We start from the raw sequence: 13,873 nt of genomic DNA on the forward strand, positions 1-13,873 counted from the left end.
CGATCTGCTTGTTCATGAGGCCATCGCTGAGCATCATCAAGACGCGCACCTGCTGCGGCGTCAGCGTTGACAGCCGCTTCATCAGCGCCGATTGCTCGTCGTCCCCGGTGATCGTCGTGCCCTTGGGCACAAAAACCTCACCGGCCAGCACCGTCTCTATGGCGCGGCGGATTTCGGTCGGCCCCTCGGATTTATGGAGATACCCCGAAGCCCCGAGTTCGAAGGCGCGCCGCACCACGGTCGCGTCTTCCACGGCCGAAATGATCATCACCGGAATTTCGGGATATTGCGCCCGCACCAGCAGCAGCCCCGAAAAGCCGCGCACGCCCGGCATATTGAGATCGAGCAGCACGAGGTCGCAATCGCGATCGGCGTCGAGCGACTTGCTGAGGTTGGCGAGATCGCCGGCTTCTTCCACGCTCACCGTGGCATCGCCTCCGGCCAGTGTCTGGCGCAGTGCCGCCCGGAATAGTGGGTGGTCATCGACGATGATGATGCGGCGGCGAGTCATGGGCTTTTGGCACTCCGAGTCGATGGAAGGGGCAGAAAATCATCCTTTTGTGCCCGTGGCATTTGCATATTGCAGCAATCCTTAACGGCTTCTTTACCATGTTTTCCCAAAAGTGACCGTTAGACCTTCGTGCTGCTTCGGCTTGGCACGCGTTCGCTTTGACAGGGACTGACCATGGCCCGCGCCTTTCCGCAATCGGACTACGCAGACACCGCTTTCGACCCCGGCGCCGGGGATTGGCAAGCCCTGCGCGGCGAATTGGTGGCGCTTCTCGATCAGGTAGAAAGCCGATTTGGCGCACCGGCTGCCGGGGCAGGGGGCGTCAGCGGCCTCTCGCACCGCGTCCGCCACCTGCGCGATCAGGTCAATGCACCCGAAGCAGACAATCGCCGCCGCGAAGCGCTGCGCAGCGTCAAGCGCGCTGTCGATCGCTTCTCGACCCACGATGACAGCGACGATCTCAACGCCGCCATCGCCGAGATCCGCAGTCGCCAGGGCGCCTCCACCATTTCGGCCATCGATCGCCGCCCCTCCGACATGCCCGAGTTCCGCGAACTCTCCCATCTCGTTTCGGGCATCGGTGATCGGCTCGGCCGTCTCGAAGGCCAGCTTCGCGGTGCTCGCGACAGCGCGTCCGACGTGCGCGAAGTCGCTTCCCAGGTCGAACAGCTGACCCAGGTCGTCGAACTGCTCGCCGGCGCTGTTGGCGAAACCGGCCAGGTCAAGCGGCTCGAAACCCAGATCGCCTCTCTCGCATCCATGATGCAGCAGGCGCCCAAGGTCGATCTCTCTGCCGTCAACGCCCGCCTCGATGATGTGTCGGCCACTGTCGCCAAGCTCGCCGAGTTGCAGGCTCAGCAGATGGAGCGCGAGATCATCCGCGAGGAGCGTGCCGAATTCGCGCCCAAGGACCAGCTCGAGCCCGCCATGGTCTCGATCGAAGCCAATGTCCGCAGCGTCTATGACCGCATCGACGCCATCGAGCGGAACATGAGCATTTCAGCCGGCGATTTCGAACGCCTCACGAGCGAAATGGCCGAAGTGACCCGGGCCCTGCGCGACACCGCCGGCAATCCCGAACTGCTCGCCTCCCGCGTCGATGCGCTGGCCCAGCGCCTGCATTCGGTCGATGGCAGCAGCGACGACGTTCTCGCCCTCAAGGACGATATTGCCGCCCTCCAGCAGTCTGTGCTCAAGAGCATGGAGCCTCGCTTCGTGCGTCTCGAAAGCCAGATCGAGGCGCTGTCGAGCAAGGTCGTTCCGGTCGATACCACAGCCGTCGAAGGCCAGCTCAAGCACCTGATGACGCGCATGGATGAAGCCGGCGCACAGCTCGATGGCCTTGCCCGGCTCTACCACGAGGCCGGCGACAAGCCCGATTTCGAATCCCTCGCCAATCTCGTTGCCGAACGCACCAGCGATGCCGTGAGCCGCAAGGCTCCCGCGCCCGTCGCCATGTTCGGTCCGGAAAGCCTCAAGACCATCGAGGACCGGATTTCGAGCCTTGTCCGCTCCGTCAGCAAGGGCGCCGACGCCGAGACCATTGCGAGCCTCGTCGCAGAAAAGACCTCCGAGGCCTTTGCCAAGTCCGGCGTGCCCGCCCCCGCCTTTAACCCTGAAGGGTTCGAAGCGCTCGAAAAGCGCATGACCGCCGTCTTCAACACGGCCGGCAAGGACACCGCCGAGCGCCTCGCCCGCCTCGAAGCCGCCCTCGCCCAGCGTAACTCAGCGCAGTCCCCAGTCGCGGCGCTGCCACAGGCTGTTGCCGCCCAGCCCCAGGCCTTCGCCGCGCCCGCTAAGCCCGAACCGGTCCCCGCTCCCCGCCAGCCGGAAGCGCGCGCCTCCGAATTTGACGCCGCCCTCGACGGGCCGAGCACCGAGCGCCTCGACTCGATCCTCTCGAGCCTCAACGGCAAGAAGCGCGATGACGCCATGCCGGCCAATCCGGCCGACGAGGCGCCGCTGATCGATCGCGGCTTCGCCGATGTGCCCCAGCCCCGCGCCGCCGCGCCAACGCCGGCTTCACGCCCCACGCCGCAGCCCGAGCAGCCGCGTGTCGCCAAGGCTCAGACCGGTTTCGATCCGGAAAAGGTCGAGCGTCCGCCGCGCCCGCAATCGAGCTTTGCCGCCGAGCGCGAAAGCTTTGCCCCGCCCGCCCGCGCCGAAGCCACCGTGCCCGCGGTCGAAGCCCCGGTTTCCAATACCAGCACCTTCGTTGCTGCCGCCCGCCGCGCCCAGCGCGCCCGTCAGGAGCAGCAGGTCACGGATTCCGGCGCCACCGCCGGCTCGCTGATCAGCCGCGCCTTGGCCCGTGTCCGCCCGAACAAGCCCGAGGTGACAGAAGAAGAAGTCGCCGCCGCACCTGCGCCTGTTCCCGAGCCCAAGGCCGAAAAGAAGCGCCGCAAGCAACCAGCCCCGGAAGCGCCGGTCGCTTCCGCCATGGCAGCCAGCGACGAGATCGAAGAAGCACGGCCCAATTTCCTCGTGCGCAACCGCCGCACGCTGCTGCTTGCCGCCGCTGTTGTGGCCGTCTCCATGCTGACGCTCAACCTCGTCATGCAGCGCATGCGCTCGGCGCCTGCCGATGCCGCGCCGCAGACCTCGTCAACCGAAACGCTGCCCGGCTCCATTCCGGTCGATCCGGTCCCGGCCGCACAGGTGTCCGAGCTGGTCGCCCCGCGCGTCATCGACATGATCGATGCGACCTCCGTGGGTTCGATCAATTCGGGCGAGCACATGACCTTCGCCCGCGCCGGTGAAGCGCCGATCCCCCCGGCGCTCTTTGCCGAAGGCGCCAAAACCCCGGCCGCCGCCGTTCCTGCCATCATCACCGAAGATACAACGCTCGCGACCGGCGCCATCGCCGCCGCGCCTGAACAGTTCGAGCTGCCGCCCGATGCCGTCGGTCCGCTGCCCCTGCGCCAGGCAGCCGCCGGTGGCGATGCCAAGGCTCAGTTCGAAATCGCCGCCATCTACTCCGAAGGCCGCGCCGTCGAGAACAATCCGGCGGAAGCCGCCAAGTGGTATGAGCGCTCCGCCGCTCACGGTTTTGTGCCGGCACAATACCGCCTCGGCAATCTCTACGAAGTCGGCACGGGGGTTGAAAAAGACCTCGAAATGGCCCGCCTCTGGTACCAGCGCGCCGCCGAAGCCGGCAACCGCATGGCCATGCACAACCTTGCCGCGCTCTATGCCAGCGGTCAGCTGGGCGAGCAGCAGTTCGAGCCCGCCGCCGAGTGGTTCACCAAGGCCGCCGCCCGCGGCATGACCGACAGCCAGTTCAACCTCGGCATGCTTTATGCCCGCGGTCTCGGGGTCGAGCAGGATTTCGAGCAGTCCTACAAGTGGTTCTCGCTCGCCGCCCGCAGCGGCGATGCCGACGCTGGAAAGGCGCGCGACGATATCGCCAAGTCGCTCACGGCCGATGCCGTCAGCCGCGTCGGCGCCGAAGTTGATCGCTGGGTGAGCGAACCTATCGCCCTCGATGTCAATTTCGCACCCATAGGCACCTGGACGGCCAATTTCGATCCCGGCGAAACCATCGCCAACAAGGAAGTCGTTGCGCGCGTGCAGCAGGCCCTCGGCCGCCTCGGTTTCGATGTCGGCTCGCCCGATGGCGTCGCCGGCCCCAAGACCGCTGAAGCCATCCGCACTTTTGAGCGCGGTACCGGCATGAGCGAAAGCGGCAAGATCAATCCGCGCCTGCTCGCCGTGCTCGGCAGCCAGCCGGTCTGAGTTTCAGGCGCGCCCTTCCCATCCTCCCTCACGAAGGGAGGCGAGGGAGGGGCGTTAGCCCTCAGCCAGATTACAAAAACCTAAAAACCGCCGCCGGTCTTGAAGCCGGAATTCTTGCGCGTGCCGGAGCTGCCGGTGCGTGGCCGCGAAAAGCCGCCGCCACTGCTGCTCCCGCTCCCGCTCCCGCCGCCCCAGCCACCACCAAAGCCGCCGCTCGACGGTTTTGATTTGCGGCCGCTCGAAGATGAGCCGCCAAAGCTGTTGTCCGGCCAGTTGAAGCCGCCGCCGCCCTGGTCGCCCCATGGCGTGGAATTGCTCGAGCGGCGCGAGGATGAATTGCCCGCGCCCCATTCGTTGCCTGGCGCCCAGTTCTGGCTCTTGCGCCACTGGTCCCAATAACTTGCCGCCGAAATGCCGCCGCGCAGGAAATCGTTGAGCAGGTCTCCGACCAGCTTGTCTTCCTTGAAGGTCGAGCGCGGGTCGTCAAAGCGCTGCTTCTTGAATTCCCACTGGATGTCTTCGAGTTCCCGCCGCCGCGCGGCGAGGGTCTTGCTGCGCTCGCGCAGGTCCCGGCTTTCCTCTTCTTCCTCGCGCATGCGGGTGCGCGATTCATCGATCTGGGCGACAATGGTGTCGTCCTGGCCAGTGCGCGTCCGCCGCGCTTCGGCCAGAAGCGTCTTGATATCTTCCTGGCCCAGGGCTGCGGCGAGCGCGGCAGCAGCCGAAGCCAGCGTCGGGTCGCGGCCATCGGTCAGTGCCTGCAGCGCTTCGCCGGCATCGTTGCGCTTGTCCTCAGCCTCGACGATGGCGGCGTCAATCGCCTGCACATCGGCTTCCGCCTTGGTCTTGGCCTCGCGCAGCGGCTTGCCGCCAGCCGCGTCCGCAGCCTGATTGGCGAGGGTGGTCAATTCGGCTTCGGCCGCCTGCGCGTTGGCTTCCTGCCGTTCGGCATGCTCGCGCAGACGCAGCGGAATGTCGGTCAGCATGGCATAGTTGGGCCGCGCCTTCTGAAAGGCGATTAGCCCCGCAACCAGTCCGTCGAGATAGCGCACGAGGTTGTTCGCGCGATAGGCGCTGGTGCCATAGCCGGCTTCCCAGAGATACATGAAGAGCGGGTCGTCGCGATACGGCCTGCCCTTCTCTTCCCGGTCGGTCTCGGCCTGCTTGGTCTTGTCCATGGATTGCTCGGCAACCTCGCCAAGATCCTTTGCGGCCGCGCGCTTCTGGGCATAGGCGGGGTCGGTGTCGAGCTGGCTCGCCACCTGCTGCAGGAGGGCATCGAGCCCTTTCTGCTTTTCGGCAAGATCGGCCACGGCATTGCGCCGCCGTTCCACCAGCGACACGCGCGCTGCGTCGAGATCGTCGATCGCCTTCTGTGCCTTGTCGACATCCTTGGCGTGCGATTTCAGAGATTCGCGCGCCCGCATTTCTGCGGCGGAAATGCGCCCGTCGAGCTCGGCCTGGATGGCGGGGTCGAGGCGCAGCTGTGCCAGCTGGCGAAACAGCTCCGCTTCGCCTTCCTTGATCTTGGCGACGACTTCGGCCGAGCGCGCCAGGCGCCTGGAAAGTTCGTCTTCCTCGCGCCTGATGTCGCGCATCGCCTCTTCAAGGCTTGCGAGGGCCTGGGGTCCACCTATGCTCATGCCATCACCACCGGGTCACCGCGCCGTCCAGCACCGGCATCTGGTATTGCACATCAAGGAAGCCGTCGGATTTGATCCCCACTTCATTGGTCTGGATGATGCCGTCGTCGCGCTTGTCGGCAGCCACGGCATTGTAGACGGATTCAGGCACGCGCTGGCCCCATTGTGCCACCACTTCCGTTTGGCCCGTTTCCTCGTTGAGGATAGGCAGGCTCAGCGTCTTGCCGTCCGGGTCGATCGCCTCGACCACGAGATAGTAATTGGTGGCGTCGGTGTTGATTTCTGGAAAAGTCCAGAAGCCCGACTGCACGCCGGCACGGTTGACCACCCGCACCACATATTCCTGGCGCAGCTTGTCGCGCAGCGCCGTCAGGTCCGTCACCGCTCGCTCCGCGCCCGGGCGGTTGCCTTCGGCGGCAAACGCCTTGCCGCGTTTGATCAGCGCATCGGCCTCAACCACGGCCTGCTGCACCTTGGTTTCTTCGAAGATCGTCTTATAGAGCGCATCCATCTGCGCCGGCAGACCCTCGGAGAGTTCCACCTGGCTGCGATGCGCCTCGCGCTCCTCAAAGGGCCGGTAGATGCCGAAGTAGCCAATGCCGAGCAGCAGGACCGCGCCGAGTGCCAGAAGCACCGGCCGGCCCCACTTCTTGCGGCTCACATAGAGCCGGGCAAGGCTCGTATTGAGACCGGGCGGCGGCGGGTCATAGACAAAGCGGCTTTCGGCCAGGGCCGAAACGCCTTCCTTCAGGATATGATCGGGAACCTCGATGCCCTGTTGCCGGTAGATTTCGCGCAAGCGCCCGATCAGCTGCGCTTCGCGCGCCGTGCCGTCGAGTTCACGCGTCACCAGATCCTGGCGGTGGCGGAGCGTATCCACCACATCCATGGCCAGCATGACTTCATCGAGAGGGGCAGCCGGTTTGGCTGTCGCGTCACTCATCCTCAGGTCTACTTCCCGCCGGGCCGCTTAGTTCTTGGTCTCGAGCAGCAGCGCATTGCCCTCGGCAGCGAGCGTGGCGAGGCGGCGCTTGCCATCCTCTACCGCATCGCGGATTTCGGCCGAGTTCTTGGTCGAAGCGACGCGCATCTCGTTGATGATGGTGCGGCTCTTTTCCTGGAAGTTGACCACGGAATCGACGAGCTTCTTGACCGCATCTGCGCGCACCGTCGGGCCATAGCCGGCCTTGACCGCCTCTTCCTGCACCTTGTCGCCGATCTCCGAGAGCGTTTCCAAGCTCTTGGACATGCCTTCCTTCATCGCATTGAGCGTGGCGGTCGATTCGTGCAGACCAAACATGCCGGTGAACGAGGCAGAGAGGGCTGTAAGAACGGTTTCGTTGGTCGAGAAGAACGAGATCGACTGCTGGTAGACGCGTTCCTTGGCATTGGTCGTCTGCATCAGACGCGCCATCACCACTTCCGAGGTATTGTAGGAAATGGTCAGGTTGTCCGAGAGGTCCTTGGCGATCTGGTAGCGCTTTTCCTCGTTCTGCATGTCGCGCAGCTTTTCGTCGCGCGCCATTTCAAGGCGGGCGCGATCAGCCGGCACGTCGCCGACATAGGCGGCCAGTTCATCGGCCGACTTCTGCAGGATATTCTTCTTTTCCTCGAGGCGCTTTTCGGCCGTCTGCAGCACTTCGAGCGCCATCACTTCGGCCTGCTTCAGCGCACCGCGGAAATCGCGATAAGCTTCGAGGATCGTCTGTTCGCGATCGATCTGATCCTTGGTGTCCTTGGTCACCTCGAGATAGGTGTCGCGGATCTTGTTGAAGCGGGTGGCGATGTCGCCACGGCTGACCTTCATCCAGACGTTCGAGACGCGTTCCAGCAGGTCGATCTTGTTGTCCTGCAACTGGTCGACCATCATCTTGGCGTCGTCGCGGATCGAGTCAAAACCCTTGGTGATGTCCTCGTAGCGCTCGCCGATGACGCGCGTTTCGTCGAGTTCGGTGATCTGGCTCAGCAAGCCCGTGATCGGCTGCTCGCCCTGCTGCTCGGGCCAGATGCCGAGGTCGCGGATGGCGTTGACCGCCTTGTCCAGATACTGCAACGGCTTTTCGGCAATGGCCGGGGTGCTCGTCTGCGGTGCGGTGGTCACTTGGTCGGTCATGTCTGCTCCCTGGCATAGTTTGGCTCGCGGGCCGGGCGGGTGCCTGTTGCACCCTAGATTGCGCGTGGGGGCACTTCTGACAATTGCATCCCCCCATCCCAGCAACTATTTAGTCCATATTGGTGCGAAAAAGCCGCACGTAAAGAGTGGGGTCCGCCACCATGGATATGATCAGTCTTGCCCGGCCATTGTGCCGCCTTTGCGACAGTCCCGGCGCCTCGGTTTGCGACGCTGAAGGGCAGGCCTGATGGAGTTCGGTGGACGCTATAAAATGACCGCCCCGCGCGCCCGTATCTGGGACGCGCTCAACGATCCCGACACGCTCCGCGCCGCCATTCCCGGCTGCAGCAAGATCGCATGGTCCGGCCCCGAAACGCTCGATCTCGAGATCAAGGTCAACCTCGGCGTCATGCACCCGACCTTCAAGGGCGAACTGGCGCTCTCCAATATCGTCCCGGCCCAGAGCTACACGCTCTCCGGTCGCGGCAAGGGCGGCGTGCTTGGCCTTGCCGAAGGCAGTGCCGATGTCATCCTCGCCGACGACGGTGCCGATACCATCCTTACCTTCATCGCCGATGGCGGTGCCTCGGGCCAGATCATGAAATTGGGCAAGGCCCTGATCGGCAATTCCGCCCAGCGCATCATCGATGGTTTTTTCGAGCGTTTCGGGGTCGCCGCGGGCATCGCGGTCGAACCGCTGCCGCCTGAGGAAAGTTGAGCGTTTACCAGCTCTTAACCCTTCCCCAAAGCGCCTTGCCCCGGCCACATTCCCGCCGCCGGACAGGGTGTAGAGACAGATTGCCTTCCCTGCAATTTATCTCAAATTGGAAATGACCAGTTCTTCTCGAGACAGCACCGCCGCTATTCTTGCCGTGCTCTATGCCGATGTGGACCTTGCCACGCTCTTCTCGGCTATACTTGCCCGCTGGTAGACCCCAGGGCAGTAAATTAACCCCAATTTTTGACCAACCGGAAAAATTTCACATCGTCCCCCTTGCGAAGGGCGTGATTGCACGATTTTATCGCCCTTCAGCGCATGCGGATGGACGAGGGTGCATTTCTTGAGTCCGCTGCGAGACAGGGAGACTCATCAATGAAATTTTCGACCCTTACCAAGGCTGTTGCTGGCGGCGTTGCATTCAGCGCACTGATGGCCGGTGCCGCCTTCGCTGACGCTGCTCTCGTCTATGACGGCGGCGGCAAGTTCGACAAGTCCTTCAACGAAGCTGCCTATAACGGCGCTGAAATGTTCAAGGCCGCAGGCGGCGCCTACCAGGATCTGGAAATCTCGGGCGACGCCATGCGCGAACAGGCCATCCGCCAGTTCGCTTCGCGCGGCAACAATCCGATCGTCATGCCGGGCTTCTCTTGGGAAACCGCGCTGAAGACCGTGGCGCCGGAATTCCCCGATACCAAGTTCACCATCATCGACACCGTCGTTGACCTGCCCAACGTGCAGTCGGTCGTCTTCAAGGAACAGGAAGGCTCCTACCTCGTCGGTATCCTTGCCGCCATGAAGTCGGAATCGGGCAAGATCGGCGTCGTTCCGGCCTTCAACTTCGACCTGCTCGAAGCCTTCGCCTGCGGCTACGCCCAGGGCGCCAAGTCCGTGAAGCCCGATATCCAGGTTCTCGAAACCTATGTCGGCACCGGCTTTGAAGCCTTCAATGACCCCGGCAAGGCAACTGAAGTGGCCAAGTCCCAGCTCGACCAGGGCGTGGACGTGGTGTTCCAGGTTGCCGGTGGCGCTGGCGCCGGTGTGCTCCAGGCTGCTGCCGACGCTGGCAAGTTCGGCATCGGCGTCGATAGCAACCAGAACCACCTGCACCCCGGCTCGGTCCTGACCTCCATGGTCAAGCGCGTTGACGTCGCCACCTACAACGCCATGAAGGGCGTTGAAGACGGCACCTGGAAGCCGGGCGTGATCGTTCTGGGCCTTGCTGAAGACGGCGTCGGCGCTGCCTTCGATGACAACAACGCTTCGCTCATCACCGATGACATGAAGGCTGCGGTCGAGAAGGCCACTGCTGACATCATCTCGGGCGCTGTGACCGTGCACGATTTCCGCACCGACAAGGCGTGCCCGTCTCTCTAAACGAACGAAGAAGGGGAGGACTTCGCCAATGACAAGTCTTCACCCGACAAATGCGCAGCGGTCCGAAGGGGCCGCTGCTGCCCCGCTCGCTATCGAGCTTGTCGGCATCAACAAGCATTTCGGCCCGGTCCACGCCAATCGTGACATTCACCTCGCGATCAAACGCGGCACGGTGCATGGCATCGTCGGCGAAAACGGCGCCGGCAAATCGACGCTGATGTCGATCCTCTACGGCTTCTACACCGCCGACAGCGGCGAAATCCGCGTCAACGGCACGCCCGCAACTATCGCCGATTCCCGCCATGCCCTGGCGCTCGGCATCGGCATGGTCCACCAGCACTTCATGCTGGTCGACAATTTCTCCGTCCTCGAGAACGTCGTGCTCGGCGCCGAGGATTCCGCCTTTCTCGCTCCGACGCTCTCCAAGGCGCGCACCCAGCTCAAGGCGCTGGCCCGCGACTACGGCCTCGAAGTCGACCCCGACGCGATCATCGAGAACCTTTCGGTCGGTCAGCAGCAGCGCGTCGAAATTCTCAAAGCGCTCTATCGCGGCGCCGAAACCCTCATTCTCGACGAGCCCACCGGCGTTCTCACCCCGGACGAGGCCGATCACCTGTTCCGCATCCTCGGCAAACTGCGCGAGGAAGGTAAAACCATCATCCTCATCACGCACAAGCTGCGTGAAATCATGGCCATCACCGACGAAGTCTCGGTCATGCGCCAGGGCGCCATGGTCAGAACCCTGACGACCAAGGAAACCTCTCCCGGCGAATTGGCCGAGCTGATGGTCGGCCGCCGCGTGCTCCTGCGCGTCGAAAAGGGCCCCGCTAATCCCGGCAAGGTGTTGCTCGATGTGCAGGATCTGGTCGTCACTGACGATTTCAAGGTGCCGCGCGTAAAAGGCGTGTCGTTCCAGGTCCGTGCCGGCGAGATCGTCGGCATTGCCGGCGTGGCCGGCAATGGCCAGTCCGAACTCCTCGAATCCATCGCCGGCATGCGCGATCAACTGCTGGGCACCATTCGCCTCAATGGCGAAGTGCTGAGCCTTGAAGGCGATGATGGCGCCGCCCGCGCCCGTGCCGCCGGCCTCGCCCACGTGCCCGAAGATCGCCTGCGCATGGGTCTTGTGACGACCTTCTCCGAGTGGGAAAATTCCATCCTCGGCTACCAGCACACCTATGGCTCGGGCCCCGGCCTCGATATCGCCAAGGCCCGTGCGACAGCCGAAGACTACATCAAGAAATTCGACATCCGCCCGCCGAACCTCGATCTCAAAACCGCCAATTTCTCCGGCGGCAATCAGCAGAAGATCGTTCTGGCGCGCGAGATGGAGCGCAACCCGGATGTGCTCATCGTCGGTCAGCCGACCCGCGGCGTCGATATCGGCGCCATCGAGTTCATCCACAATCAGATCATCAAGATGCGCGATGCCGGCAAGGCCATTCTGCTCGTCTCGGTGGAACTGGATGAAATCCGCTCGCTCGCCGACCGCATCCTCGTGATCTTTGATGGCCACATTGTCGGCGAGGCCGATCCGGCCACGGCCGACGAAACTGAACTTGGTCTGCTGATGACCGGCTCGCACGCTTCTTCGGGCAAGGAAACCAACTGATGACCGCACTGCCGCGCTGGGCCGACGTCGTCCTCCTGCCGCTCCTCAATGTCGTTCTGGCCTTCCTCGTCGGCGGCCTCATCGTTCTCGCCGTCGGCCAGAACCCGCTGCAGGCCGTGGGTATCATGCTCTATGGCGCCTTCGGCTATGGCTCGGGCTTTGGCTACACGCTCTACTATACGACCGACTTCATCTTTGCCGGTCTCGCCGTGTCGCTGGCCTATCACGCCGGCCTCTTCAATATCGGCCCCGAAGGCCAGGCCTATGTCGCCGGTCTCGGCGTCATTCTCATCGGCCTCGCGCTCAATGGCACGCACTGGGCCATTGTCTTCCCGCTGATGATCGTCTGCGGCGCCGCCTTTGGCGCGCTCTGGGCCTTCATTCCCGGCTATCTTCAGGCCAAGCGCGGCAGCCACGTCGTTATAACCACCATCCTGTTCAACTTCATCGCCACCTCGATGATGGGCTTCCTCATCAGCCGCGTGTTGAAGCCGGCCGGTGTCAATTCCGACGAGAGCGCCCCACTTGATGCGATGACCCGCGTGCCGCAGCTGCGTACGTTTATCGAGCTCTTCAAGAACTCGCCGGTCAATCTCACCTTCTTCCTTGCCATTATCGCGCTGGTCTTCATCTACTGGCTGATCTGGCGCACCAAGTTCGGCTATTCTGTCCGTGCGCTCGGCAAAAACCCGGTCGCCGCCAACTATGCTGGCATATCCAACCAGAAGATGATCATGATCGTCATGGCCATGTCCGGCATGCTCGCCGCCATGGTCGCGGTCAACAATGTCGGCGGCGTCCAGGGCCGCCTGATCCTCAATTTCGTCAACGGCGCTGGCTTTGTCGGTATCGCCGTGGCCTTCATGGGCCGTGGCCATCCCGTCGGCGTTGGCCTCTCGGCCCTGCTCTTCGGTATTCTCTACCAGGGCGGCCAGGAACTGGCCTTCCAGATGCCCGGCATTACCCGTGAAATGATCGTCACCATTCAGGCGCTTGTCATTCTCTTCACCGGGGCCATGGGCGACATGCTGCGTGCGCCGCTGGCTCGATTGCTCACGCCATCCAGCAGCACGACGGGAGCCAAGTGATGGAAAGCTATCTCGTCGATATCACCCTCATCCTGGACTCGACGGTTCGCCTCGCGGTTCCGCTGATCCTCGCCTGTCTCGCCGGGCTCTATTCCGAGCGTGCCGGCATCGTCGACATCGGCCTTGAAGGCAAGCTGCTTGCAGGCGCTTTTGCCGCCGCCGCCATGTCTGCTGTCACAGGCTCCGCCTGGCTCGGCCTTCTCGCTGGCATTGGCGCGGCGCTGATGTTCTCGGGCATTCACGGCCTTGCCTCGATCAACTTCAAGGGCAACCAGACCATTTCCGGCGTGGCGCTCAACTTTCTTGCCGCGGGTCTCACGACCTTCCTTGGCCAGTCCTGGTTCAAGCGCGGTGGCTACACGCCTCAGCTTTCCGGCGACCAGCGCTTCAACCCGATCACGCTGCCCTTTGCCAATGAGCTGCGCGAAGTCCCGATCTTCGGCCAGATCTATTGGGAGCTGATCTCGGGCCACAACATCATCACCTATTTCGCCTTCATCGCCGTCCCGGTGACCGCCTGGGTGCTGTTCCGCACCCGCTTCGGCCTGCGCCTCCGCGCCGTTGGTGAAAACCCCAAGGCCATCGATACTGCCGGCATTTCGGTGACGCTGCTGCGCTATCAGGCGCTCATCATCACGGCCGTTCTCGTCGGCATCGGCGGCGCCTATCTCTCGATCGCCCAGTCGGCCGGTTTCAACAACAACATGTCCGCCGGCCGCGGCTATATCGCGCTTGCCGCGCTGATCTTTGCCAAGTGGCGTCCGGGCCCGGCTTTGCTGGTCTGCCTGATGTTCGGCTTCCTCGATGCGGTGCAATTCCGTATTCAGGGCCAGGTCTTCCCCATCATCGGCGAAGTCCCGGTTCAGGCCATTCAGGCTCTGCCCTATGTCCTCACGGTGATCCTCCTCGCCGGCTTTATCGGCCGCGCCGTGGCGCCAAAGGCCTCGGGCATTCCCTACACCAAGGAGCGCTAGCCTTTCGTATTGCGCTAAAACTGCCCCATCTCGGATGTCACCCCGGCGAAGGCCGGGGCCCATCCTGAGATCTCAAGTTGGACCCCCGCCTTAGCCGGGGTG

General features: G+C 63.4%; 10 protein-coding genes. 6 read left to right on the top strand and 4 right to left on the bottom strand.

The window, feature by feature from the left end; translation table 11 throughout:
• A partial coding sequence (locus J0I64_RS07845; RefSeq protein ID WP_291407040.1) for a response regulator transcription factor occupies positions 1–511 on the bottom strand: 511 nt, incomplete at its 3' end.
• A gap of 174 nt (positions 512–685) precedes the next feature.
• Between J0I64_RS07845 and J0I64_RS07850 the strand changes: the two genes are divergently transcribed.
• Positions 686–4,246: a peptidoglycan-binding protein gene (locus J0I64_RS07850; RefSeq protein WP_291407041.1), complete on the top strand. Its 3,561-nt coding sequence runs from the start codon at positions 686–688 to the stop codon at positions 4,244–4,246.
• 80 nt (positions 4,247–4,326) lie between these two features.
• On the opposite strand, the gene J0I64_RS07855 is transcribed toward J0I64_RS07850, so the two are convergent.
• From J0I64_RS07855 to J0I64_RS07865, 3 genes are read right to left on the bottom strand one after another with little or no spacing between them, the layout of a single operon-like run.
• Positions 4,327–5,889 (bottom strand): hypothetical protein, encoded by a 1,563-nt coding sequence (locus tag J0I64_RS07855; RefSeq protein ID WP_291407042.1) that lies wholly within the window; start codon positions 5,887–5,889, stop codon positions 4,327–4,329.
• 4 nt (positions 5,890–5,893) lie between these two features.
• Complete coding sequence (locus tag J0I64_RS07860) at positions 5,894–6,832, bottom strand: DUF6384 family protein (protein ID WP_291407043.1); 939 nt, start codon at positions 6,830–6,832, stop codon at positions 5,894–5,896.
• 27 nt (positions 6,833–6,859) lie between these two features.
• Positions 6,860–8,002 carry a cell surface protein gene (locus J0I64_RS07865; RefSeq protein WP_291407044.1) on the bottom strand — a complete coding sequence of 381 codons (1,143 nt, stop codon included), beginning with the start codon at positions 8,000–8,002 and terminating at the stop codon, positions 6,860–6,862.
• A 271-nt stretch (positions 8,003–8,273) separates the two neighbouring features.
• Between J0I64_RS07865 and J0I64_RS07870 the strand changes: the two genes are divergently transcribed.
• The 5 genes from J0I64_RS07870 (at position 8,274) to J0I64_RS07890 (ending at position 13,771) form a co-directional block, all read left to right on the top strand.
• Positions 8,274–8,720, top strand: coding sequence for a CoxG family protein (locus J0I64_RS07870; RefSeq protein WP_291407045.1), 447 nt, complete (start codon positions 8,274–8,276; stop codon positions 8,718–8,720).
• 375 nt (positions 8,721–9,095) lie between these two features.
• Positions 9,096–10,097, top strand: coding sequence for a BMP family ABC transporter substrate-binding protein (locus J0I64_RS07875; RefSeq protein ID WP_291407046.1), 1,002 nt, complete (start codon positions 9,096–9,098; stop codon positions 10,095–10,097).
• A gap of 28 nt (positions 10,098–10,125) precedes the next feature.
• Positions 10,126–11,709, top strand: a complete 1,584-nt coding sequence (locus tag J0I64_RS07880; RefSeq protein ID WP_291407047.1) for an ABC transporter ATP-binding protein — start codon at positions 10,126–10,128, stop codon at positions 11,707–11,709.
• A complete protein-coding gene (locus J0I64_RS07885) occupies positions 11,709–12,797 on the top strand; it encodes an ABC transporter permease (RefSeq protein ID WP_291407048.1) in 1,089 nt (362 codons plus the stop codon). Before J0I64_RS07880 ends, J0I64_RS07885 begins: the two co-directional genes overlap by 1 nt.
• Complete coding sequence (locus tag J0I64_RS07890) at positions 12,797–13,771, top strand: ABC transporter permease (protein WP_291407049.1); 975 nt, start codon at positions 12,797–12,799, stop codon at positions 13,769–13,771. The genes J0I64_RS07885 and J0I64_RS07890 overlap by 1 nt, the downstream gene beginning before the upstream one ends.
• Positions 13,772–13,873 lie beyond the last annotated feature (102 nt).

Origin of the sequence: Devosia sp. (assembly GCF_017307565.1) — a bacterium.
Lineage (GTDB): Bacteria > Pseudomonadota > Alphaproteobacteria > Rhizobiales > Devosiaceae > Devosia.

What these genes read in the sequence shown, in the direction of transcription:
- J0I64_RS07870 (WP_291407045.1), top strand. Translation starts at nt 8,274, where the DNA reads ATGACCGCCCCGCGCGCCCGTATCTGGGACGCGCTCAACGATCCCGAC.
- J0I64_RS07860 (WP_291407043.1), bottom strand. Translation starts at nt 6,832, where the DNA reads ATGAGTGACGCGACAGCCAAACCGGCTGCCCCTCTCGATGAAGTCATG.
- J0I64_RS07875 (WP_291407046.1), top strand. Translation starts at nt 9,096, where the DNA reads ATGAAATTTTCGACCCTTACCAAGGCTGTTGCTGGCGGCGTTGCATTC.
- J0I64_RS07850 (WP_291407041.1), top strand. Translation starts at nt 686, where the DNA reads ATGGCCCGCGCCTTTCCGCAATCGGACTACGCAGACACCGCTTTCGAC.
- J0I64_RS07865 (WP_291407044.1), bottom strand. Translation starts at nt 8,002, where the DNA reads ATGACCGACCAAGTGACCACCGCACCGCAGACGAGCACCCCGGCCATT.
- J0I64_RS07880 (WP_291407047.1), top strand. Translation starts at nt 10,126, where the DNA reads ATGACAAGTCTTCACCCGACAAATGCGCAGCGGTCCGAAGGGGCCGCT.
- J0I64_RS07890 (WP_291407049.1), top strand. Translation starts at nt 12,797, where the DNA reads ATGGAAAGCTATCTCGTCGATATCACCCTCATCCTGGACTCGACGGTT.
- J0I64_RS07885 (WP_291407048.1), top strand. Translation starts at nt 11,709, where the DNA reads ATGACCGCACTGCCGCGCTGGGCCGACGTCGTCCTCCTGCCGCTCCTC.
- J0I64_RS07855 (WP_291407042.1), bottom strand. Translation starts at nt 5,889, where the DNA reads ATGAGCATAGGTGGACCCCAGGCCCTCGCAAGCCTTGAAGAGGCGATG.